General features: G+C 61.7%; 20 protein-coding genes. 4 read left to right on the top strand and 16 right to left on the bottom strand.

Annotation, left to right across the window (positions count from 1 at the left end; all coding sequences use genetic code 11):
* Positions 1 to 77: 77 nt before the first annotated feature.
* Positions 78 to 2,678: an ATP-dependent chaperone ClpB gene (gene clpB / locus NE851_RS30700; RefSeq protein ID WP_047619963.1), complete on the bottom strand. Its 2,601-nt coding sequence runs from the start codon at positions 2,676 to 2,678 to the stop codon at positions 78 to 80.
* A gap of 44 nt (positions 2,679 to 2,722) precedes the next feature.
* Here clpB and NE851_RS30705 point away from each other — a divergent pair, with 44 nt between their 5' ends.
* Positions 2,723 to 2,881 carry a hypothetical protein gene (locus tag NE851_RS30705; RefSeq protein ID WP_164736004.1) on the top strand — a complete coding sequence of 53 codons (159 nt, stop codon included), beginning with the start codon at positions 2,723 to 2,725 and terminating at the stop codon, positions 2,879 to 2,881.
* 48 nt (positions 2,882 to 2,929) lie between these two features.
* Here NE851_RS30705 and NE851_RS30710 read toward each other — a convergent pair whose 3' ends face one another.
* The 5 genes from NE851_RS30710 to NE851_RS30730 all read right to left on the bottom strand — a co-directional run bounded on the left by NE851_RS30710 (position 2,930) and on the right by NE851_RS30730 (position 9,605).
* Complete coding sequence (locus tag NE851_RS30710) at positions 2,930 to 3,664, bottom strand: DUF4167 domain-containing protein (protein WP_063476311.1); 735 nt, start codon at positions 3,662 to 3,664, stop codon at positions 2,930 to 2,932.
* Between the two features lie 343 nt (positions 3,665 to 4,007).
* Positions 4,008 to 4,868 (bottom strand): peptide chain release factor N(5)-glutamine methyltransferase, encoded by an 861-nt coding sequence (gene prmC, locus NE851_RS30715; RefSeq protein WP_127431883.1) that lies wholly within the window; start codon positions 4,866 to 4,868, stop codon positions 4,008 to 4,010.
* Positions 4,865 to 5,944 carry a peptide chain release factor 1 gene (gene prfA / locus NE851_RS30720; RefSeq protein ID WP_127431884.1) on the bottom strand — a complete coding sequence of 360 codons (1,080 nt, stop codon included), beginning with the start codon at positions 5,942 to 5,944 and terminating at the stop codon, positions 4,865 to 4,867. The genes prmC and prfA overlap by 4 nt, the downstream gene beginning before the upstream one ends.
* Before the next feature lie 29 nt (positions 5,945 to 5,973).
* Positions 5,974 to 8,241, bottom strand: a complete 2,268-nt coding sequence (gene ptsP / locus NE851_RS30725; protein ID WP_047619955.1) for a phosphoenolpyruvate--protein phosphotransferase — start codon at positions 8,239 to 8,241, stop codon at positions 5,974 to 5,976.
* A gap of 89 nt (positions 8,242 to 8,330) precedes the next feature.
* Positions 8,331 to 9,605, bottom strand: coding sequence for an aspartate kinase (locus NE851_RS30730; RefSeq protein ID WP_047619953.1), 1,275 nt, complete (start codon positions 9,603 to 9,605; stop codon positions 8,331 to 8,333).
* 298 nt (positions 9,606 to 9,903) lie between these two features.
* On the opposite strand from NE851_RS30730, the gene ubiG reads away from it, so the two are divergent.
* Positions 9,904 to 10,650 (top strand): bifunctional 2-polyprenyl-6-hydroxyphenol methylase/3-demethylubiquinol 3-O-methyltransferase UbiG, encoded by a 747-nt coding sequence (gene ubiG, locus NE851_RS30735; protein WP_047619973.1) that lies wholly within the window; start codon positions 9,904 to 9,906, stop codon positions 10,648 to 10,650.
* Positions 10,651 to 10,705: 55 nt separating this feature from the next.
* Here the strand turns inward: ubiG and NE851_RS30740 are convergent, their stop codons facing one another.
* From NE851_RS30740 to NE851_RS30755, 4 genes are read right to left on the bottom strand one after another with little or no spacing between them, the layout of a single operon-like run.
* A complete protein-coding gene (locus tag NE851_RS30740; RefSeq protein WP_047619951.1) occupies positions 10,706 to 11,134 on the bottom strand; it encodes a DUF1178 family protein in 429 nt (142 codons plus the stop codon).
* Positions 11,131 to 11,988: a carbon-nitrogen hydrolase family protein gene (locus NE851_RS30745; protein WP_127431885.1), complete on the bottom strand. Its 858-nt coding sequence runs from the start codon at positions 11,986 to 11,988 to the stop codon at positions 11,131 to 11,133. Before NE851_RS30745 ends, NE851_RS30740 begins: the two co-directional genes overlap by 4 nt.
* Positions 11,989 to 11,998: 10 nt before the next feature.
* Complete coding sequence (grxC, locus tag NE851_RS30750; RefSeq protein ID WP_047619947.1) at positions 11,999 to 12,256, bottom strand: glutaredoxin 3; 258 nt, start codon at positions 12,254 to 12,256, stop codon at positions 11,999 to 12,001.
* A gap of 31 nt (positions 12,257 to 12,287) precedes the next feature.
* A complete protein-coding gene (locus NE851_RS30755; protein WP_127431886.1) occupies positions 12,288 to 13,064 on the bottom strand; it encodes a ComF family protein in 777 nt (258 codons plus the stop codon).
* Between the two features lie 430 nt (positions 13,065 to 13,494).
* On the opposite strand from NE851_RS30755, the gene NE851_RS30760 reads away from it, so the two are divergent.
* Positions 13,495 to 14,379 carry a methyltransferase domain-containing protein gene (locus tag NE851_RS30760; RefSeq protein WP_127431887.1) on the top strand — a complete coding sequence of 295 codons (885 nt, stop codon included), beginning with the start codon at positions 13,495 to 13,497 and terminating at the stop codon, positions 14,377 to 14,379.
* 15 nt (positions 14,380 to 14,394) lie between these two features.
* Here NE851_RS30760 and NE851_RS30765 read toward each other — a convergent pair whose 3' ends face one another.
* From NE851_RS30765 to NE851_RS30790, 6 genes are all read right to left on the bottom strand, one after another.
* Positions 14,395 to 14,562 (bottom strand): Flp family type IVb pilin, encoded by a 168-nt coding sequence (locus NE851_RS30765; RefSeq protein WP_047619943.1) that lies wholly within the window; start codon positions 14,560 to 14,562, stop codon positions 14,395 to 14,397.
* 70 nt (positions 14,563 to 14,632) lie between these two features.
* A complete protein-coding gene (locus NE851_RS30770; protein WP_047619941.1) occupies positions 14,633 to 14,950 on the bottom strand; it encodes a hypothetical protein in 318 nt (105 codons plus the stop codon).
* Positions 14,951 to 15,076: 126 nt separating this feature from the next.
* Positions 15,077 to 15,490 carry an 8-oxo-dGTP diphosphatase MutT gene (gene mutT, locus NE851_RS30775; protein ID WP_127431888.1) on the bottom strand — a complete coding sequence of 138 codons (414 nt, stop codon included), beginning with the start codon at positions 15,488 to 15,490 and terminating at the stop codon, positions 15,077 to 15,079.
* Complete coding sequence (locus NE851_RS30780) at positions 15,487 to 16,293, bottom strand: GNAT family N-acetyltransferase (RefSeq protein ID WP_127431889.1); 807 nt, start codon at positions 16,291 to 16,293, stop codon at positions 15,487 to 15,489. The genes mutT and NE851_RS30780 overlap by 4 nt, the downstream gene beginning before the upstream one ends.
* Complete coding sequence (gene argJ / locus NE851_RS30785; RefSeq protein WP_063476305.1) at positions 16,274 to 17,515, bottom strand: bifunctional glutamate N-acetyltransferase/amino-acid acetyltransferase ArgJ; 1,242 nt, start codon at positions 17,513 to 17,515, stop codon at positions 16,274 to 16,276. Before argJ ends, NE851_RS30780 begins: the two co-directional genes overlap by 20 nt.
* 174 nt (positions 17,516 to 17,689) lie before the next feature.
* The gene (locus tag NE851_RS30790) at positions 17,690 to 18,571 is read right to left on the bottom strand and encodes a peptidylprolyl isomerase (RefSeq protein ID WP_047619934.1); all 882 of its coding nucleotides are present in this window, start codon (positions 18,569 to 18,571) and stop codon (positions 17,690 to 17,692) included.
* Positions 18,572 to 18,817: 246 nt separating this feature from the next.
* On the opposite strand from NE851_RS30790, the gene secA reads away from it, so the two are divergent.
* Positions 18,818 to 21,535 carry a preprotein translocase subunit SecA gene (gene secA, locus NE851_RS30795; protein WP_254959571.1) on the top strand — a complete coding sequence of 906 codons (2,718 nt, stop codon included), beginning with the start codon at positions 18,818 to 18,820 and terminating at the stop codon, positions 21,533 to 21,535.
* Positions 21,536 to 21,594 lie beyond the last annotated feature (59 nt).

The following is a 21,594-nucleotide window of genomic DNA, read 5'->3' on the forward strand; positions in this document are numbered from 1 at the left end:
TCATCCCGGTCGCCGATCGCACCCCAGACGAAAAATGGCGGCCGAAGCCGCCATTCCTCATTCATCCGCAAACCGGTTTACGCCGCTTCGCTCACCGTCTGCTGCGTCTTGAACTGCAGCCGGTCCGAACCGCTCGTCACCTTCACCGTCGATCCGTCCGGCACCTGGCCGGACAGGATCTGCTCGGCGAGCGGATCCTGCACGAACTTCTGGATCACCCGCTTCAGCGGCCTTGCGCCGTAGACCGGATCATAACCCTTGTTCGCCAGCCAATGGCGGGCGTCTTCGTCGAGATCGATGACGATCTTGCGCTCGGAAAGCAGAGCCACCAGCCGTTTCAGCTGGATATCGACGATCGCGCCCATCTCCTCACGTTTCAGGCGATGGAAGAGGATGATCTCGTCGATGCGGTTCAGGAATTCCGGCCGGAAATGCCCGCGCACGACCTCCATCACCTGCTCGCGAACCGTATCGCTGTCGTCGCCGTCCCTCAGCTGCGTCAGATATTCGGCACCGAGGTTCGAGGTCATGATGATCATCGTGTTGCGGAAATCGACGGTCCGGCCCTGGCCGTCCGTCAGGCGTCCGTCGTCCAGCACCTGCAGCAGGATGTTGAAGACGTCGGGATGCGCCTTTTCGATCTCGTCGAACAGCACGACCTGATAGGGCCTGCGGCGCACGGCTTCCGTCAGCGCTCCGCCTTCGTCATAACCGACATAGCCGGGAGGCGCGCCGATCAGACGGGCAACGGAGTGTTTCTCCATATATTCCGACATATCCATGCGCACCATCGCCGTTTCGTCGTCGAAGAGGAAGCGGGCGAGCGCCTTGGTGAGCTCCGTCTTGCCGACGCCGGTCGGACCGAGGAAGATGAACGAGCCGATCGGCCGGTTCGGATCCTGCAGGCCGGCGCGCGCGCGGCGGACGGCGCGCGACACGGCCTGAACCGCATCACCCTGGCCGATCACCGATTTCGCCAATTCGTCTTCCATCCGCAGCAGCTTGTCGCGTTCGCCCTCCAGCATCCTGTCGACCGGAATGCCGGTCCAGCGGGAAACGACGTGAGCGATATTGTCGGGGCTTACCACCTCCTGCACCATCGGGCCGCGATCGCCATCCTGCTTCTCGGCATCGACGAGCTGCTTTTCGAGATCCGGAATGACGCCGTAAGTCAGCTCGCCGGCACGCTGGAACTCGCCTTTGCGCTGGGCGATCGCCAGTTCGTTACGGGCATCGTCGAGCTGCTTCTTGAGATCGGCGGCAAGGCCGAGCTTCTGCTTTTCCGCCTGCCAGCGGGCCGTCAGCGCATCGGCCTCTTCTTCGAGGTCGGTGAGTTCGGTCTCCAGCCGCTTCAGCCGGTCGGCCGAGGCAATGTCGGTTTCCTTCTTCAGGGCCTCGCGTTCGATCTTCAGCTGGATGATGCGGCGGTCGAGTTCATCGAGCTCTTCCGGCTTGGAATCCACCTGCATGCGCAGCCGCGCTGCCGCTTCGTCCATCAGGTCGATCGCCTTGTCGGGCAGGAAACGGTCGGTGATATAGCGGTTGGAAAGTGTCGCCGCGGCCACCAGCGCCGCATCGGCGATGCGCACCTTGTGATGCTGCTCGTATTTTTCCTTCAGGCCGCGCAGGATCGAGATCGTGTCTTCGACCGTCGGTTCGTCAACGACGACGGGTTGGAAGCGGCGGGCAAGGGCCGGATCCTTCTCGACATGTTTGCGATATTCATCAAGCGTGGTCGCGCCGACGCAATGCAGCTCACCGCGGGCAAGGGCGGGTTTCAAGAGGTTGGAGGCGTCCATCGCCCCATCCGCCTTGCCGGCGCCGACCAGCGTGTGCATCTCGTCAATGAACAGGATGATCTCGCCGTTCTCCGCCTGCACTTCGTTGAGTACGGCCTTCAGCCGCTCCTCGAATTCGCCGCGGTATTTCGCACCGGCAATCAGCGCGCCCATGTCGAGCGCCATCAGCTTCTTGTCCTTGAGCGATTCCGGCACGTCGCCGTTGACGATGCGCAGCGCCAGGCCTTCGACGATCGCCGTCTTGCCGACACCGGGTTCGCCGATCAGCACAGGATTGTTCTTGGTGCGGCGCGAAAGCACCTGGATGGTGCGGCGGATTTCGTCGTCGCGGCCGATCACCGGGTCGAGCTTGCCCTCGCGGGCTTCGGCGGTGAGATCGCGTGCGAACTTCTTCAGCGAATCGAAACCCTGCTCCGCATTGGAGGAATCCGCCGTCCGGCCCTTGCGGATGTCATTGATGACTTGGTTGAGGCCCTGAGCCGTCACGCCTGAATTCTTCAGCGTCGAAAAGGTCGAGGCCGAGGATTCGATCGCCAGCGCCTGCAGCAGGCGCTCGACGGTGACGAAACTGTCGCCGGCCTTCTTCGCCGCCTCTTCAGCTGTTGAAAGTACCTTGGCAAGCGGTTGCGCAAGATAGATGTTGCCGTTGCCGCCGGAAATTTTCGGCAGCTTGGCCAAAGCCGCGTCGTTGGCAAGGCGGGCCGCCTTGGCATCGCCGCCGGCGCGCTCGATCAGCGAGGCCGCCATGCCCTGATCGTCGTCGAGCAGGACTTTCAGCACATGTTCGGGCGTGAATTGCTGGTGACCTTGCGCCAGCGCATAAGTCTGGGCGGACTGGATGAAACCGCGCACCCGCTCGGAATATTTCTCGATATTCATATTCTACCTCCATGGATCGCCCTGCCCTGACGAGGCGCAGACCGATGATTGAGATCGACCCCCTGAAAAGGCAGGCCGCGCTTTGCCCGTCTGGGATTTCGGGCGAAGCAGTTCGAGGAGAATATGGTAGCCTGTTCTGCGAGTTTAAAGCCCATAAAACGAAAATCCCCGGCGCGAGACCGGGGATTTTAAAGGCAATTTGAGCAGATGGCATGAACCTCACGCTCTCCCCTGAAGGAGAGGCGAAATCCTCATTCCGATGCGACGTCGGCCAGCACCGGCGCCTCGGCAGAGGCACCCTCGCCTTCAGCAGCAGCTTCCCCTTCTGCGCCGCGACGCGGGCGACGGGGACGGTTGCCGGTGCTGCGACGGCGAGGCTGGCGTTCGCGCGGCTGGCCGCCCGAACCTTCCTCGTCCATGGCGACTTCGGCCGGTATGCCTTCGATCTCCGGCTGCGGGCCGGTTCCATCGATGACCTCGGCCTGGGACACTACCGGCGCCGGAGCAGGAGTCGGCTGGGGCTGGGACTCAGGCTGCGGCCGCGGCTGATGCTGCCTGCTCTGCGGCGGCTGGACGATAACGACGTCGTCACCGTCATTGTCGTTGCTATCCATATCGTCGCCGTCGCGGTCCGCGCCGTCGCGATCATTGTAATCGCCGCGATCGTCGCGCTGGAAGCGCTCCTGCATCTGCGCCTGGGCGCTGGCGATGATACGATTGTAATGTTCGGCGTGCTGGAGATAGTTCTCGGCAATCACGCGGTCGCCGGAACTTTGCGCGTCGCGGGCGAGTTGCGCGTATTTTTCGGCGATATGCTGCGCAGTACCGCGAATCTTCACATCGGGGCCGGAGCTGTCATAGGTCCGGGTCAGCGGATTGCCGCCCTTGCGGTTGAAATTGTTGTTATTGTTATTTCCACCGCCGCCGTTGTTATTATTGTTGTTACCACGCCCTCGACCGCGCTTGTTCTGCTGTCCTGGCCTCATAGATCGTTCACCTGAATTCTCTGTTTGTGATGGATACATGGCACCAACCGCCATGACCGGAAAACCGGGTCAGGACCTTTGTGCCGCGAGCATACTGCGCCTTTGCGCCGACCTGCCGCTTGGTTCTCAAGTCAGTTTGACTGATTCACGCATTGGGTCGTGTTCAACCGTTGAAACTCTCATTTAAAAGAGCGGACCCCCGAGGCAAACCAAGTACCGAACGAATCTCGTTCATTCCTATCTGCCCAACACGTAACCGCAACCTATATTGCTTCCCTGGGAAATCCAAGCCTTTTCTTCGCAATAACAATAATGTCCTGTCCAGTGCAGCAATTATCGCCTGTCACGCGAGCGCGAACACGAGCACCCTGTCGTTCTGACCATAATCTTTCACGGATTTGAGGCACTTGAAGCCTTTCGCTTCAAAGATCGCCGTCACATCGTTTCGCTGATCGTAGCCGATCTCCAGTCCGACGAACCCATCGGGTCTCATGAACCTTGCCGCATCCTTGGCTATGGCTTTGTAGGCGTCAAGCCCATCCGGGCCGCCATCCAGGGCCGCAAGCGGATCAAATTTCGTCACTTCGGGAGCGAGATCGTGAATGACATTGGACGCAATATAGGGCGGATTTGAGACAATCGCGTGAAAGGACCCTTCGATGCTCTCGAACCATCTCGACTGTATGGCCTGAAACCGATCCAGCAATCCGTTTCTTTCTGCATTCGATCTTGCCGTCAAAAGCGCATCCGCCGATATGTCGCTGCCGACACCTGACGCATCAGGACACTCGCTCAAAAGCGCAAGGCATATTGCCCCGGTCCCGGTTCCTAGATCAAGGATATGGAGACCGCCTTCAGCTTTTGCAAGGTTGCGGAGATAGCCGAGCACCGTATCGACCAGGATTTCTGTATCCGGCCGCGGCTCCAGCGTTTCCGCCGAGAGCCGAAGCGGCAAGCCGTAGAACTCCCGCTCGCCGAGAATGCGATGCACCGGCTCATGGCCGAGCCGCCGCTCCACCGCCTTGAAGATCAGCTCGGACCGCTCGGGAGAAAGTCTCTCGGCCGATCGCGTCAACAGCTCGGTCGGCGACAATTTCAGAAGGCCCGCGACCAGCAGCCGCGCATCGGTCGCCGGATCGACGATACCTGCTTCGGTGAAGCAACGGCGCGCTTCGGCAAGCATATCGGCGATCGTCGAGCTCATTGCTGTTCGCCGAGCTGTGCCAGCTGGCTTGCCTGGTAATCGGCCATCAGCGCATCGACGACCTCCTCGATCTCGCCTTCCATCATCCGGTCGAGCTTGTAGAGTGTCAGGTTGATGCGATGGTCCGTCACCCGACCCTGCGGGAAATTATAGGTGCGGATGCGTTCCGAGCGGTCGCCGGAGCCGACCTGGCTCTTGCGATCGGCAGAGCGCTCGCTGTCAGCCCGCTGCCGCTCGGCATCGTAGAGCCTGGAGCGCAGCACCTGCATCGCCTTGGCGCGGTTCTGGTGTTGCGACTTTTCCGAGCTGGTGACGACGATGCCGCTCGGCAGGTGGGTGATGCGCACCGCCGAGTCCGTCGTATTGACGTGCTGGCCGCCCGCACCCGAAGAGCGCATCGTATCGATGCGGATATCCTCCGGCCGGATCTCGATGTCGATCTCCTCGGCCTCCGGCAACACCGCAACCGTTGCCGCCGACGTATGGATGCGTCCGCCCGCCTCGGTTTCCGGCACGCGCTGCACGCGATGTACGCCGGATTCGAATTTCAGTTTGGCGAAAACGCCCCTGCCGGTGATCGTCGCGATGATTTCCTTATAGCCGCCGGCTTCGCCCTCGCTTGCCGAGAGAACTTCCACCTTCCAGCCCTTTTCCGCGGCGAAACGCTCGTACATGCGAAAGAGATCGCCGGCAAAAAGGGCCGCTTCCGAGCCGCCGGTGCCGGCGCGGATTTCGAGGATCGCACTCTTTTCGTCCGCTGCATCCTTCGGCAAAAGCAGGATCTGCATGTCCTGTTCGAGCGTCTCGATCTGCTCTTTCACCTCCGGCAGTTCCAGCTCGGCGAGGTCGCGCATCTCGCGATCGACCGATTTATCCGCCAGCAGCGTTTCGAGATCGGCAAGCTCGGCGACCGCCTTCTCATAGGCGCGGATCTGCGTCACGACGGCCTGCAGCTCGGAATATTCGGATGCGAGCTTCACATAGACATCGGCAGCCGGGCCAGCCGACATGCGCGCCTCGATCTCGCCGAAACGGCGCTCCAGCTCGCGCATTTTTTCAACGGGAAGCTTCGCCACCCTTCACTCCGATTCTTCTTAATCTCTGTCTAAAGGGGAATATTGTGGCTCTCGGCGAAGCGGGCAAGCACCTCGCGCATCGGCATCACGGCGTGGTGATCGTCCAGCACCTCGTCCATCACCTTGGCCAGCGCCCCGACATCGAGCCCGAGCAGCATCGCCTTCACCGGTCCGATCGAGGCCGGCGACATCGAGATCGAGCGGAAGCCGATGCCGAGCAGCGCCATCGCCGAGATCGGTTTGCTGGCGAGTTCGCCGCAGAGCGTCACCGGCGTCTTGTTCCGATCCGCCCCGCGCACGATATCGCGCAGGATGCGCAAGAATGGTTTGCCGAGCGGATCGAAGCGATCCGAGACCCGCGCATTGCCGCGATCGACCGCCATCGAGAACTGGAAGAGGTCGTTCGAACCGACCGAAACGAAATCCACCGCCTCCATCAGTTCGTCAAGCTGCCAGAGCAGTGCAGGCACCTCCAGCATCGCTCCGAATTGCAGCTTGCGCGGCAACCCGTGACCGAAGCGCGAGAGGTGCTGCACTTCCTTCTGCAACAGCTCGCGCACGATCTTCAGCTCCGAAACCTCGGTCACCATCGGCACCATCAGCTTCAGTTCGGTGTCGGCCGACGCCTTCAATAGGGCGCGCAGCTGGGTGCGCAATAGTCCCGGCCGATCGAGCGATAGCCGGATGGCGCGCCAGCCAAGGGCGGGATTTTCTTCCTCATGGCCGCGGAAATAGGGCACGACCTTGTCGCCGCCGATATCCAGCGTGCGGAAGGTGACGGGGCGGCCCGCCGCCTGTTTTATCACATTGCGATAGAACTGCTCCTGCTCATCCGCCTTCGGCATGGTGGAGGCGATCATGAACTGCAGTTCGGTGCGGAAGAGGCCGATGCCCTCGGCGCCCGATTCCGAAAGCTGCGGCAGGTCGACCAGCAGCCCCGCATTCATCATCAGCGCGATCCGCTGCCCATCCTTCGTCACCGGCTCGACGGCGCGCAGCGCCCGGAACTGCTCCTGCCGTCTGGCACGGAAGCGGACCTTTTCCTCGTAGGAACGCCGATGATCGGCCATCGGCCGCAGATGCACATGCCCCTCGTCGGCATCGATGATCACGGCATCGCCGTTCTCGGCGAGCGCCACGACGCCGGCTGCCTGGCCGATGACCGGAATGCCCATGGCGCGCGCGACGATCACCACATGGCTCGTCACCGCGCCTTCTTCCAGCACCAGCCCGCGCACATTGGCACGTGGATAATCGAGCAGTTCTGCCGCCCCCATGGCGCGCGCCAGAATAACCGCGTCGCTGGGGAAACCCTCGGCCGTCGTCCGCCCGGTATAACCCGTCAACTGTCTGAGCAGCCGGTTCGCCAGATCCTCGAAATCGTGCATGCGTTCGCGCAGATACGGATCCGTCAGGCGCATCATCCGCGCCTTGGTATCGCTCTGCACCTTCTCGACCGCCGCTTCCGCCGTCAGGCCGTTGCGGATCGCCTCCTCGAGCTTGCGCACCCAGCCCTGATCATGCGCGAACATACGATAGGTTTCGAGCACCTCGCGGTGTTCGCCTTCCATCGACACGTCGCGACGCGACAGCATGTCGTCGATCGAGATCCGGAGCGAGCCCATGGCTTCGGCCAGCCGTCGGATTTCCTTCTCGGCATCCTCGTTGAGCAGGTTGGTGACGACGATGCGCGGCTCGTGCAGCACGACGTAACCGAGGCCGATGCCGTCATTATAGGTGTCGCCGTCGACGGTCACCGAACGCGTCAGGTCGAGTTCGAGGCCCGGCTTGGTGATCTTCTTGAGCTCGCCGGTGGCGATCATCTCGGCCAGCACCATCGCCGTCGTCTCGAGCGCTTCCAGCTCTTCCTCGCGATAGTTGCGGCTCGCCTTGTTCTGGACGACGAGAACGCCGAGCGAGCGCCCGGTTCGGAGAATCGGCACACCAAGGAAGGAATGGTAGATCTCTTCGCCCGTTTCCGGCAGGTAACGGAAAGCAGGGTGTGACTGCGCGTCGGAAAGGTTCAGCGGCTGGGCCGAGGCTGCGATCGTGCCGACGAGGCCCTGCCCCATCTTCAGTTGCGCCAGATGCACGGCCTCGCGGTTGAGACCTTCGGTTGCATAGAGTTCGAGGACGCCGTCGGCGCGCAGCACGTAGACAGAGCAGACTTCCGCCACCATGTTGCCGGCGATCTGGCGGACGATCCGGTCAAGACGATCCTGCGGCTCCAGCGGCTCCGCCATCAACTCGCGCAGCCGCCTGAGCAGCACGCGTGGACCGCCGGAAAGGTCTCTCATGGCGTCTCAAGCTCCCGAAACAACGCACTCAGTCCCGGCGGGCCGGCCCTCGTCTCCTCAACCTGAAGGGGCAGGCCGCCCACTGGGAATCAATTCTTATCCAGACCGTAGCAGGAATGCAAAGTCCTGACAGCGAGTTCTGCATAGGGACCGTCGATCAGGATGGAAATCTTGATCTCGGAGGTCGTGATCGCCTTGATGTTGATGCCTTTTTCGGCAAGTGCACGAAATGCGGTCGCGGCAACGCCCGCGTGGCTGCGCATGCCGATGCCGATGACCGATACTTTCACCAGCCCCGATTCGTTCTGCACGACATCGTAGCCGATCTTCTCCTTATGGTCGCCGAGCACCTTGATCGCCTTCTCGACGTCGCCTGAAGGGACGGTGAAGGTCATGTCGGTCTTCGACCCGTCCTCGGAGATATTCTGGACGATCATGTCGACATTGATATGGGATTCGGCGAGCGGTCCGAAGATCGCTGCGGAAACGCCAGGCCGGTCGGCAAGACGGCGAAGCGAGATCTGAGCCTCATCCTTGGCATAGGCGATGCCGGTGACTACTTCCTGTTCCACGATTTCATCCTCGTCACAAATCAGCGTTCCGGGCGGGTTCAACAGATCGCCCATGCCCGGAGCATCGGGATCTTCGAATGACGAGCGCACGAAGGTGCGCACCTTGTGCACCATGGCAAGCTCGACCGAGCGCACCTGCAGCACCTTGGCGCCGAGCGAGGCCATTTCCAGCATTTCCTCGAAAGCGATCTTCTTCAGCCTGCGCGCCTTCGGCACGATACGCGGGTCGGTGGTGTAGACGCCGTCGACATCGGTATAGATATCGCAGCGATCCGCTTTGACAGCTGCCGCGATCGCGACGGCGGACGTGTCCGATCCGCCGCGCCCGAGCGTCGCGATACGGTTGTCGGGTCCCAAACCCTGGAAACCGGCGATGACGGCAACCTGCCCCTCGCCCATCCGCTTGACGATGTCGGAGCCGTCAATCTCCATGATCCGCGCCGCGCCATGAGCGTTGTCGGTGTGGATCGGGATCTGCCATCCCTGCCAGGACCGCGCATTGATATCCATCGCCTGCAATGCGATCGCCAGCAGCCCGGAGGTCACCTGCTCGCCGGATGCGACCACCGCATCATATTCCCGCGCATCGTAAAACGGAGAATTGGCACCGATCACCTTCGGCGTGCCTTGCACCCAGCCGACCAGTTCATTGGTCTTGCCGGACATGGCCGAGACGACCACCGCCACCTCGTGCCCGGCATCGACTTCGCGTTTTACGTGGCGGGCAACGTTCTTGATGCGGTCCAGGTCAGCGACGGATGTGCCGCCGAATTTCATTACGATGCGTGCCATATGCCTCTACCACGACTGGCGCCGGGACAGCGGAAAACCGAACCCGGCATCACGAAAGCTCTGGGGCGGACCGCCTGGCCAAAGAGCCGGATTCCCAACTTCTGGAACCGCTCTAAAAGCCCAGGCCCCAAAAGGCCCCAAGTTGCGGCGTCTCTTAGCGAGTTTGGCGGGGGTAGGCAAGCGCACGCGATAAAAGCTGTTGGCGAGCGGCTCCGCGCTCGTCAGTCCGCTGATCCACGCCCCTTGACTTATGCCGTCGATCGTCCGACTTCACATTGAGCGAATGAAGGAGTGGACGATGACGGAAGGCGCCAGAAGCACGATCGACCAGGGCGAAGTGGACCGCTTCTCGGCGATGGCGGCGGAATGGTGGAGCCCGACCGGCAAGTTCAGGCCGCTACACAAGTTCAATCCCGTCCGGCTTACCTATATAAGAGACAAGGCCTGCGAGAATTTCGGCCGTGATCCGAAAAGCGCCCGCCCGCTCGAAGGCCTGCGGGTGCTCGATATCGGCTGCGGCGGCGGCCTCCTGTCCGAACCTGTCGCCCGCATGGGCGCCTCCGTCACCGGCGCCGATCCGTCCGAGAAGAATATCGGCATCGCCTCTACCCATGCCAAGGCATCAGGCGTTTCGGTCGACTATCGCGCTGTCACTGCCGAGGAGCTCGCCGACGCCGGCGAGACCTTCGATATCGTCTTGAACATGGAAGTGGTCGAACACGTCGCCGACGTCGAATTTTTCATGACGACCTGCGCGAAAATGGTCCGCCCCGGCGGTCTGATTTTCGTTGCCACCATCAACCGCACGATGAAGGCGGCCGCGCTCGCCATCTTCGCCGCCGAAAACATTCTACGCTGGCTGCCGCGCGGCACGCATCAATATGAAAAGCTGGTGCGCCCGGAAGAGCTGGAAAAGCCGCTGGCCGCAAGCGGCCTCGAGATCACCGACCGCACCGGCGTCTTCTTCAACCCACTGTCGAACCAATGGAACCTGTCCAAGGATATGGACGTCAATTATATGCTGCTGGCAAAGCGGCCGGCGTAAGTCCAGGGCAGGCGCCACATGCAGGTAGCCATTGCAGCAGGCCGCGCGGACTGCGTCAGTTCACGTCTTCCGGCAAAACCGGAATGGCTGCGATCTCGATGCCCTCTTCGAGGAGTGCCTGCGCCTCGTCGAAAGTCGCCTGGCCAATGATGCCGCGGGCATCCGCCTCGCCATAATGGATCTTGCGGGCTTCCTCGGGAAACTGCGTGCCGACATCCTCGGAATTGGCCTTGACGGCCGCGACCGCCTCTTTCAGCTTCCGCAGGGCCTCCTGGCGCATGGCATCCATCGCCAATGTCTGGATCTCGTCCTTCTTCCGCGCCGTCGACACCGAAGGCGCCATCAACAGCTTGGAAATAGCAGCGGAATGACAGACGGGGCAGGTCAGGAAGCCGGTCGCGACCTGACGGTCGAAATCGGCGCTTTCGGAAAACCAGCCTTCGAATTCATGGGCATTGTCACAGGTGAGAGAATAGCGGATCAAGCGGCGACGCCTCCTGCGACTGCCCCCGCAATCTTCTCGACCGAGAATTCCCGGCCATTCCTCAGGTTCGGGATCTTATCATGCGCGGTTTTGACCGCACTGGGATCGATCTCGGCAACGATAATGGCCTCGCCGGTGGCGCCGGCCGACGCCAGCACCGTGCCCCAGGGATCGATGATCATCGAATGGCCAAAAGTCTCGCGGCCGTCCTCATGCCGGCCGGCCTGTGCGGCGGCGATGACGAAGACACCGTTCTCGATCGCGCGTGCCCTGAGCAGAATCTCCCAATGCGCCTCGCCGGTCTGTTTGGTGAAGGCGGCGGGAACCGTCATCACCTCGGCGCCGGCAATCGCCTGGGCGCGGAAGAGCGTGGGAAACCGCACGTCGTAGCAGATCGTAAAACCCATTTCGGCAAAGGGCAGCGACAGGACACGGGCCTCCGAGCCGGCCGTATAGGCGGCACTTTCACGCCAGCTCTCGCCATTGTCGAGGTCGACGTCGAACATATGGATCTTGTCGTAGCGATTGAGGATTCGGCCGTCGGGACCGAAGAGGAAACCGCGATTGGCGATTTTGCCGTCGGCAAGGGCGATTGCCGTCGAGCCGACATGCACGTGGATGCCGAGTTCGGCGGCGAGCTCCGAGCCGGTCTTGACGATGATGTCATGCGCCTCGTCAGCAAGAACGGCGCGCGCCGCCGCGCGATCGCGCTGCAACATGCCGGTCATCTCCGGCGTCTGCACATAGATCGCGCCCTCTGCGGCAGCCTCGCGCGCCAGCCGCGCCATGGCTGCGGCGTTTTTCACCGGATCGACCCCGGAACACATCTGGATGGCGGCGGCCTTGAAGCTCATCGATTTGTCCTCAGGCCGCCAGCATCGGATCGAGCTTGCCGGCCCGATCGAGCGCGAAGAGATCGTCGCAACCGCCGACATGATCGGCGCCGATGAAGATCTGCGGAAAGGTGGTGCGGCCGTTCGACTTGCCGATCATCTCCTGGCGAAGATCCGGCGAAAAGGTTGCGTCGTGTTCGACGTAGTCGACGCCCTTTTCTTCGAGAAGGGACTTGGCGCGGCTGCAATAGCCGCAGAACTGCCGTGTATAGATCGTGACGGGTACCATAATTTCTCCAGACCGATGCCGGGTATTTCTGTCATATAGGCTCGGAGAGAGCCCTTGCAAAGGTCAAAACCGTTATCTCGGCCGCACCTGCCTTGCGCAATGTCCGGCTTGCCGCAGCAACCGTCGCCCCCGTTGTATAGACGTCGTCGACGAGGACGATGCGCTTGCCGAAAATGTCGTTTTCGCAACCCTTGGCAATCGCGAAAGCGCCCCTGACATTGTCCTCGCGCGCCTTCGCGCCAAGGCCAACCTGCTGGCTGGTGCGCTTGACGCGAACAAGCGTGGCTGCAAGCAGCGGCTTGCCCGAAAGCCTTGCCATATGGCGGGCAAGCTCGGCTGCCTGGTTGAACTTGCGCGCCAGCATGCGGGTGCGATGCAGCGGCACCGGGATCAGCGCATCGCAGCTTTCGACCGCCCCGTCGGAAGCGCGCAGCATCCAGGCGGCCATCATCGGCGCCAGATCGGTACGGTCGCGATATTTCAGCCCATGCACGAGATCGCGGACCGCATGGTCGTGGGTCGCAGCCGACCGCAGCCGGTCGAAGGGCGGCGGGTCAGCAATCGCCTCGGCACTGAGGATGCCGGCACCGAGATCGTGCGAGAAGGGAATGCCGAGCACCTCGCAATAGGGCCGTTCGATGAAGCGGATGCCGGACCAGCATTTTGCGCAGAGCCCGCGATGGCCGCCTGTGGAAATACCGCAGACGGAGCAGGCGGGCGGATAGAAGAAATCGGCAAGCGCCGACAACGGCCGCAAGAGATGCGCCCGCAAAAACTCTGCCGGTCTTTCGAAATCGATCGAGCCCATGCGGCTAAGACTAGAGCCTTTCCTGGTCAGATTGAAGCATTCTGTTGGCTCAAACGGAATCGGATGGTCGACCGGCCGGCGCGCGTCGTAGCCCAGTTCTACGGCCAAGCCGGCCGGTCGATCAGCCGGCCCGTTTCAGCCAACCCTCCCGCAGATTTGCTAGGCAAATCTGCGGGACTTTAGAATCGCCGGACGCACCTATTGCTTCGCATGGCGAAGCAGTGCGGCCGGTGGGCCGGGCATCTCTACGCCAGGACAGAGGCGATCGGCTCGGACGTACCAAGGGGTATGTCCGTCGCCAATCGCCTTTGCCCTGATGAAAACCTGCTCCGGCAGAATGCTTCAATCTGGCCAAGAAAGGCTCTGGCGCGTTCTGCGCGAAACGAAAATCGTCTTGCCGCCTAAACGACGCGGGACTAAGGACATCGCCATGGAAACGATCTTCGACAAGGCCCTGATCGCCGCACACCGCCATCGTGCGCTTGCCAGCAACGACCCGAAAGCCGCCTTCCTGCTCGACATCGCCGCTGAGGAAATGGCCGAGAGGCTTGCCGTCGTCGAGCGGACCTTCGAGACCGCCGTCGAGCTGCACGGCGCAACCGGGGCTGCCGCCCGTGCGGCGCTGGCGACGGGCAAGATCGGCACGATCATCCGCGTCGAAAGCGAGAAGGCCTATGCCGGGCCGGGCGAAACCTTGATCGAGGCGCCGCTCGAAGATGTGCCGCTCGAACCGCAATCGGCCAATCTCATCCTTGCGCCGCTCAGCCTGCATCTGACCAACGATACGCCTGGCGTTTTCATCCAGATTCGCCGAGCCCTGAAGCCGGACGGGCTGTTTCTCGCTGCGATCCCCGGCGCCGGGACCCTCCAGGAACTGCGCGAGGTGCTGCTGGCCGCCGAGGTCGAGATGACCGGCGGCGCAAGCCCGCGTGTCATTCCCTTCGCCGATGTGCGCGATGTTGGCGGCCTGATGCAGCGCGCCGGCTTCACGCTGCCGGTGATCGACACGGAGAACTACACGGTGCGCTATGATTCGCTCTTCCCGCTGATGCGGGATCTGCGAGCGATGGGCATGAGCAATCCGCTTGCAGCCCGCGGCCGGATGCCGCTGACACGCGCCTTCTTCCTGCGCGCAGCGGAGATCTACGCCGAACGCTATTCCGATCCCGACGGGCGCATCCGCGCCACCTTCTCGATCATCTATGTCTCGGGATGGGCTGCGCACGAGAGCCAGCAAAAGCCGCTGAAGCCCGGTTCGGCCAAGGCTCGCCTCGCCGATGCGCTGAAAGTGGACGAGCACAAGCTCAGGCAGTAATGGCCGGCTGCCTCTTCAATTCCCAGGCAGATTGTTGCCGATCGCGTTGAAAATATCCTGCAGTCTGCCGGAGAAGATACCGAGAGCAGAGACAATTGCGCCACCGATGACGGCGGCGATCAGCCCATATTCGACCGCCGTCGCACCTCTATTATCTGCAAGAAATGCCTTCAAAAAATGCATCACCCAACCCTTAGCGCGAACGGACAGCAAACGACCAATTCCACGACCATCAGGTGATGGCCGACATTTTTCAGCAACCGGCGCCGACGCCATAGCCCTGGACGACGCAGACCGAGCCGGGTGTATCCTGGAGGACGCTGCGGCGAATCGTATAACGCTTGCCGCTTTCGGCCTTCGGAATCGATCCTGTTGTCATCGTATCAAATTCAAGGGGAGCGCTGGCAAAGACACTCTTTTTCGAGGAATCCGCAAGCATCGGCGTCAGGATGAGCGTCAGCGCAACCACCGCCGTACCGAACAGAAGGGCGATATTGAGCGCACCCGTCCTGCGCGAGGCAGACGAAGCCCGTTCCTTTTCCCGGACAGCTTTCCAGAAATCATCGTCCATGACGTCAAGCCTTTTAATACACGCACGCCAGATGCTTGATTGAGGCCGATCTTTGGCAGAAGGTGTTAAACGATCCATTAATATCCACAGCCGAAAACGACACGGCGCGATAATAATCAGGTAACGCTAAAGTAAATCCTGCAGCATCGGGATGAGCGGCTCGTCGGCCGGCGGCATCGGATAATCGCGCAACGCCTGCGGCCGCACCCATTTCAGCGCCTGGCCCTCGCGGCCCTGGGGAACGCCCTCATAGCGCCGGCAGATATAAAGCGGCATCAAAAGGTGGAAGGTCTCGTAGGAATGGCTGGCGAAGGTGAGCGGCGCCAGGCAGGCGATCTTGGTCTTGATGCCGAGCTCTTCCTCGAGCTCGCGCACCAGCGTTTCTTCCGGCGTCTCGCCAGGTTCGACCTTGCCGCCGGGAAACTCCCAGAGCCCCGCAAGCGACTTCCCCTCGGGACGCTGTGCCAATAGGATACGCCCGTCGGTATCGATCAGCGCGCAGGCGGCGACCAGCAATATCTTCCGGCCTGCCTCGATCATTTCGGCTCCCGCTGCCAATAGCAATAATGATAGGCGTCGCGAAAACCGAGGCGCTCATAGAGGGCGATCGCCGGACGGTTGGAAAGCTTCACCTGCAGCCAGGCCGAACGAGCGCTGCGCATGCGTGCCCAGCGCAGCGCCGAGGTCAGGATCTCGGTGCCAAGCCCCTCGCGCCGCCGCGCCTCGGAGACCGAAAGCGACATGATGCCGGCAAGATCGTTGTCCTGAACGCAGAGCACGGTCGCAAGCGGGCCATCCGTCGCATTCTCGATCATGAACAGGCCGGATGGCGGCTTGATCGCCGTAATGATTTCGGCAAGCGCCGGCTTCAAGCTCAGTGGCGCCCGCTCGACGGCGAGATTGGCATCGACGAAACGGCCGACATCATGGGTCGGCAGGTGATCGAGCGTGTCCGGCAATTCCGCCTCGGCCAGATCGCAGGTCATCACGACAGTCTCGTCGAACTGCATCCAGTTCTGCTGGCGCAGAAGTTCGATCAGCACCGGCGAGGCAAGCGGCGTCTGGCGGACCACGACGGCGCGGCCATAGGCCTCGAACTTCCGGCTCGCCTTTTCCAGGCGGATTTCGACGTCGCGATGATCCGAAGGATCGAGCGGCACGATCGAATTCAACCGGTTGGACGGGTGGCCGGCCGTCAGCCGCACCTGCCAGCTGCCGTCATATTGCACGGACGCCGCCGGCCAGGCGCGGAAGCCGACAGCCTCCAGCCTGCGGACCAGCGGCAGATTGTGTGAGGAAATGGATGCCTGCGCCAATGACCGATCAGCTCCGATAGTCGCCATTGATCGCAACATATTCCTTGGTGAGGTCGCAGGTCCAGACCGTAGCCGTGCCGGCACCGAGCCCGATATCGACTTTGACGGGGATATCCTGCGCCTTCATGACATCAGAGGCGGCCTCCTCGGAATAATCCGGGTCACGCTCGCCGTTGACGGCGACCCTGATGTCGCCGAACCAGATGGCGAGCCGGTCGCGATCGGCCATCTCGCCGGATTTGCCGACCGCCATGACGATACGGCCCCAATTGGCGTCTTCGCCGGCGGCCGCCGTCTTGACCAGCGGCGAATTGGCGATCGACAGTGCGATGCGCTTGGCGGCGGTATCGCTCTCGGCGCCCGTCACTGTGATCTCGAGCATCTTGGTGGCACCTTCGCCGTCACGCACCACCTGCAGCGACAGATCCTTCAGCACTTCGTTGAGTGCAGCGCGGAAGGTGGCAAGGCGCGGATCATCGGCGCGTTCGATACGGGCCTGGCCGTCCTCGGCCGCCGCACCCGTCGCAAACAGCATCAGCGTATCGGAGGTGGAAGTGTCGCTGTCGACAGTCATGGAATTGAAGGTCGGGCCGACACCGTCGGACAGAAGCGCCTGCAGCGCGGCCGGTGCAATGTCGGCATCGGTGACGACGAAGGAGAGCATGGTCGCCATATCAGGCGCGATCATGCCGGCGCCCTTGGCGATGCCGTTGATCGTCACGGCCACGCCGCCGATCTCGGCGCTGCGGGTCGAAACCTTCGGGTAGGTGTCGGTCGTCATGATCGCCTTGGCGGCCTCGAACCAGAAATCGCCCGTCGCTTCGACCTGCATCCGATCCAGAACGCCTGCGAATTTGGTGGCATCGAGCGGCTCGCCGATGACGCCGGTCGAGGCCAGATAGATCTCGTTTTCAGCGCAGCCAACGGCAGCGGCAGCCGACTGCGCCGTCAGCGCGGTCGCCTGGCGGCCCTTCAGCCCGGTAAACGCATTGGCATTGCCGGAATTGACGACGACGGCGCGGGCGCTGCCATGGGGAAGATTGGCCCGGCAGAAATCGACCGGCGCCGACGGGCACTTCGAGCGGGTGAAGACGCCCGCAACGGCCGCCGGCCTGTCGAAGACCATCATCAGCACGTCGGTGCGGTTCTTGTACTTGATGCCGGCGGACGCCGTCGCCATGCGCACGCCGCGCAACGGCGGCATCGAGACGAAGGATTTCGGAGCGAGCGGAGAGACGGAACCGGACATGATAAGACCTGCCAATGAGCATTTCCAGGCGAATTGGAAACCGGTTCGCCGTCCGGAAATGCGACAACAAACGATGCCGGAGCATGATGCCGAAAGTGTCGGCGTTTTTCGACGACATCATGCTCTGCTTTTTGATTTGGAAGGGCCCGGAAGAACCGGGCCCCGATGCGATGATTACTGCTGCGGCGCCGGCGCGACGGGCTCGCTGCCCGGCTCCGGCTGCTTGTTGGCCTGGTCGTAACCCTTGCGCAGCGTCTCGTCCGAGATCTCGATCTTGGCGGAGGCCTTCGCCTTGTTCAGAAGCTCAAGATACTTGTCGCGCATGACGAGCTGACGAACCTGATCCTGCACCTGCTCGAAGGGCGGCGGCGGAGCGTCGCGCTTGTCCTCGACCTTGATGACGTGGAAGCCGAAATCGGTCTTGACGGGTGTCTTGGAATAGGTGCCCTTCTCCAACGCGAAGGCTGCGTCCTCGAATTCCTTGACCATGCGGCCGCGCGAGAAATAGCCGAGATCGCCGCCTTCCGACTTGTTCGGATCGGTGGACTTTTCCTTGGCGAGTTCGGCAAAATCCTTGCCGGCGTCGAGCTGCTTGATGATGTCCTTGGCTTCGTCCTCGGTCTTGACGAGGATGTGACGGGCGTGGACTTCTTCCTGCTTCGGCAGGGCAGCGACTTCCTTGTCGTAGCGGGCCTTGACTTCCTCAGGCGTCACGATGTCGACGACATGCTTCTTGAAATAGGCGTTGTGCAGCTCGCGATCGGTGAGATACTGCATGCGCCTCTTGAATTCGTCGGTCTGATCGAGCTTCTCGGCCGCAGCGTCGGCGGCGAGCAGCTTCACGTCGATGGCGGCGGAAAGGGCTGCGACCTTCTTCTGGTCATCAGGGAGCTGCGCCAGCTGCGGGTCGAGATTGGCGACGGCAAGGTCGAGTTCCGACTGGTGGATCTCCAGATTGCCGACCTTGGCGATGACGGCGTCATCGGCATAGGCCGGGGCCTGGAGCGCAACAAAAGTTGCGAACGCCAGAACGGCAAGTTTGTTGGTGCTCAACATGAAATACCCTTCACAGTTACATCGCCGGTTTCAGCATCGCCTGAATCCAGCCCAAAATAGCCATCAACACCGGATTGTGGCCTTTCTGTATCCGCCAAATCCGTTGACATCATTCGACCCCCCTCTTATCTGTCACGCAACCTCGCGTCCAGAACAGTTTCCGGGCGTTTTAAGGCGCGCGCCTGATTTTCGGCTGGGCCGCGAATAAGAAACGTCGGGGATGAATATTGAGAAAGGACCAGTCATATGGTCAGCTTTGGCGGTATAGCCCGCAAGTTATTTGGTTCTTCCAATGACCGCCGCGTGCGGTCCTTCCAGCCGAACGTCACTGCCATCAACTCTATCGAAGAGAAGACGAAGGCCCTGACGGACGAGCAGCTCGCGGCAAAGACCGTGGAGTTTCGCGCCCTGCTCGCCGAGGGCAAGACCCTCGACGACATTCTGATCCCGGCCTTTGCCGTCGTGCGCGAAGCCTCGCGCCGCGTTCTCGGCCTGCGACCTTTTGACGTACAGCTGGTCGGCGGCATGATCCTGCATTCGAATGCGATCGCCGAGATGAAGACCGGCGAAGGCAAAACCCTCGTCGCCACCCTGCCGGTCTATCTGAACGCGCTTTCCGGCAAGGGCGTGCACGTCGTCACCGTCAACGATTACCTCGCCCAGCGCGACGCCGCCACCATGGGCCGAGTCTACGGCTTCCTCGGCATGACCACCGGCGTCATTGTCCACGGCCTCTCCGACGAGGAGCGTCGCGCGGCCTATGCCTGCGACATCACCTATGCCACCAACAACGAACTCGGCTTCGATTATCTGCGCGATAACATGAAGTACGAGAAGAACCAGATGGTCCAGCGCGGCCATAACTTCGCGATCGTCGACGAAGTGGACTCGATCCTGGTCGACGAGGCGCGCACGCCGCTGATCATCTCCGGTCCGCTCGACGACCGCTCCGAACTCTATAATACGATCGACGCCTTCATTCCGCTGCTGGCGCCCAGCGACTACGAGATCGACGAGAAGCAGCGCTCCGCCAACTTCTCCGAAGAAGGCACTGAGAAGCTGGAAAACCTGCTCCGCCAGGCCGGCCTCCTGAAGGGCAACGCGCTCTACGACATCGAGAATGTCGCGATCGTCCACCACATCAACAATGCGCTGAAGGCCCACAAGCTCTTCCAGCGCGACAAGGACTATATCGTCCGCAACGACGAAGTCGTCATCATCGACGAGTTCACCGGCCGCATGATGCCGGGCCGCCGTTATTCGGAAGGCCAGCACCAGGCGCTGGAAGCCAAGGAAAAGGTGCAGATCCAGCCGGAAAACCAGACGCTGGCCTCGATCACCTTCCAGAACTACTTCCGCATGTACGGCAAGCTCGCCGGCATGACCGGTACGGCGCAGACGGAAGCGGAAGAATTTGGGAATATCTACAATCTCGATGTCATCGAGGTTCCGACCAACCTGCCGATCAAGCGCATCGACGAGGACGACGAGGTCTACCGGACCTTCGACGAGAAGTTCAAGGCGATCATCGAGGAAATCCTCGATGCCCATAAGCGTGGCCAGCCGGTGCTGGTCGGCACCACCTCGATCGAGAAGTCGGAGCTGCTTGCCGAACGCTTGCGCAAGCAAGGCTTCAACGACTTCCAGGTGCTGAACGCCCGCTACCACGAGCAGGAAGCCTATATCGTCGCCCAGGCCGGCGTGCCGGGTGCCGTCACCATCGCCACCAACATGGCCGGCCGCGGCACCGACATCCAGCTCGGCGGCAACCTCGACATGCGCATCGAGCGCGAACTCGGCGATGTCGAAGCCGGTCCGGAGCGTGACGCCCGGATCCAGGCGATCGTCGGGGAGATCAAGGAACTCAAGCAGAAGGCGCTCGCCGCCGGCGGTCTCTACGTCATCGCCACCGAACGCCATGAAAGCCGTCGCATCGACAACCAGCTGCGCGGCCGTTCCGGCCGTCAGGGCGACCCCGGCCGCTCGAAGTTCTACCTTTCGCTTCAGGACGATCTGATGCGCATCTTCGGCTCCGACCGCATGGACAGCATGCTGACCAAGCTCGGCCTCAAGGAGGGCGAGGCGATTGTCCATCCCTGGATCAACAAGGCCCTGGAGCGCGCCCAGAAGAAGGTCGAAGCCCGCAACTTCGATATCCGCAAGAACCTTCTGAAATATGACGACGTTCTCAACGACCAGCGCAAGGTAATTTTCGAACAGCGCCTCGAGCTGATGGAAGCGGCCAATATTTCCGAAATGGTCTCCGACATGCGCCGCGAGGTAATCGAGGACATGGTCGAAAAGCATATCCCCGAGCGCGCCTATGCCGAACAATGGGATGCTGCCGGCCTGAAGACCGGTGCTTTGAACATCCTCAATCTCGATCTGCCGATCGAGGACTGGGTGAAGGAAGAAGGTATCGGCGAAGACGATATCCGCGAGCGGCTGACGCAAGCCACCAATGCCGCCTTCACGGAAAAAGCCGAGCGTTTCGGCGACGACATCATGCATTATGTCGAGCGCTCGATCGTCATGCAGACGCTCGATCATCTCTGGCGCGAGCATATCGTCAATCTCGACCATCTGCGCTCCGTCATCGGCTTCCGCGGCTATGCCCAACGCGATCCGCTGCAGGAATACAAGTCGGAAGCCTTCGAGCTCTTCACGGCGCTGCTCAACAATCTGCGCGAGGCCGTCACCGCCCAGCTGATGCGCGTCGAGCTGGTGCAGCAGGCGCCCGCCGAGCCCGAACCGCCGTTGATGCAGGCCCATCACCTGGATCCGACGACCGGCGAAGACGATTTCGCCCCAGCGATCTACCAGGCATCGGAAGTCATCGTTTCTCCCGAAAACCGCAACCCGGATGACCCGGCCACCTGGGGCAAGGTCGGCCGTAACGAGACCTGCCCCTGTGGTTCCGGCAAGAAATACAAGCATTGCCACGGCGCCTTCGAGCAGGTCTGAGGCAAGCCGCAACGATCCTGAAAATGCCGCCTTCGGGCGGCATTTTCTTTTCTCCGGCA

It is taken from the genome of Rhizobium anhuiense bv. trifolii, from assembly GCF_024346605.1.
Classification (GTDB): Bacteria; Pseudomonadota; Alphaproteobacteria; order Rhizobiales; family Rhizobiaceae; genus Rhizobium; species Rhizobium anhuiense.

Excerpts from the sequence above, each read along its gene's own strand:
- clpB (WP_047619963.1), bottom strand. The coding sequence starts at position 2,678 with ATGAATATCGAGAAATATTCCGAGCGGGTGCGCGGTTTCATCCAGTCC.
- NE851_RS30705 (WP_164736004.1), top strand. The coding sequence starts at position 2,723 with ATGATTGAGATCGACCCCCTGAAAAGGCAGGCCGCGCTTTGCCCGTCT.
- NE851_RS30710 (WP_063476311.1), bottom strand. The coding sequence starts at position 3,664 with ATGAGGCCAGGACAGCAGAACAAGCGCGGTCGAGGGCGTGGTAACAAC.
- prmC (WP_127431883.1), bottom strand. The coding sequence starts at position 4,868 with ATGAGCTCGACGATCGCCGATATGCTTGCCGAAGCGCGCCGTTGCTTC.
- ptsP (WP_047619955.1), bottom strand. The coding sequence starts at position 8,241 with ATGAGAGACCTTTCCGGCGGTCCACGCGTGCTGCTCAGGCGGCTGCGC.
- NE851_RS30730 (WP_047619953.1), bottom strand. The coding sequence starts at position 9,605 with ATGGCACGCATCGTAATGAAATTCGGCGGCACATCCGTCGCTGACCTG.
- ubiG (WP_047619973.1), top strand. The coding sequence starts at position 9,904 with ATGACGGAAGGCGCCAGAAGCACGATCGACCAGGGCGAAGTGGACCGC.
- NE851_RS30745 (WP_127431885.1), bottom strand. The coding sequence starts at position 11,988 with ATGAGCTTCAAGGCCGCCGCCATCCAGATGTGTTCCGGGGTCGATCCG.
- grxC (WP_047619947.1), bottom strand. The coding sequence starts at position 12,256 with ATGGTACCCGTCACGATCTATACACGGCAGTTCTGCGGCTATTGCAGC.
- NE851_RS30755 (WP_127431886.1), bottom strand. The coding sequence starts at position 13,064 with ATGGGCTCGATCGATTTCGAAAGACCGGCAGAGTTTTTGCGGGCGCAT.
- NE851_RS30760 (WP_127431887.1), top strand. The coding sequence starts at position 13,495 with ATGGAAACGATCTTCGACAAGGCCCTGATCGCCGCACACCGCCATCGT.
- NE851_RS30765 (WP_047619943.1), bottom strand. The coding sequence starts at position 14,562 with ATGCATTTTTTGAAGGCATTTCTTGCAGATAATAGAGGTGCGACGGCG.
- NE851_RS30770 (WP_047619941.1), bottom strand. The coding sequence starts at position 14,950 with ATGGACGATGATTTCTGGAAAGCTGTCCGGGAAAAGGAACGGGCTTCG.
- mutT (WP_127431888.1), bottom strand. The coding sequence starts at position 15,490 with ATGATCGAGGCAGGCCGGAAGATATTGCTGGTCGCCGCCTGCGCGCTG.
- NE851_RS30780 (WP_127431889.1), bottom strand. The coding sequence starts at position 16,293 with ATGGCGACTATCGGAGCTGATCGGTCATTGGCGCAGGCATCCATTTCC.
- argJ (WP_063476305.1), bottom strand. The coding sequence starts at position 17,515 with ATGTCCGGTTCCGTCTCTCCGCTCGCTCCGAAATCCTTCGTCTCGATG.
- NE851_RS30790 (WP_047619934.1), bottom strand. The coding sequence starts at position 18,571 with ATGTTGAGCACCAACAAACTTGCCGTTCTGGCGTTCGCAACTTTTGTT.
- secA (WP_254959571.1), top strand. The coding sequence starts at position 18,818 with ATGGTCAGCTTTGGCGGTATAGCCCGCAAGTTATTTGGTTCTTCCAAT.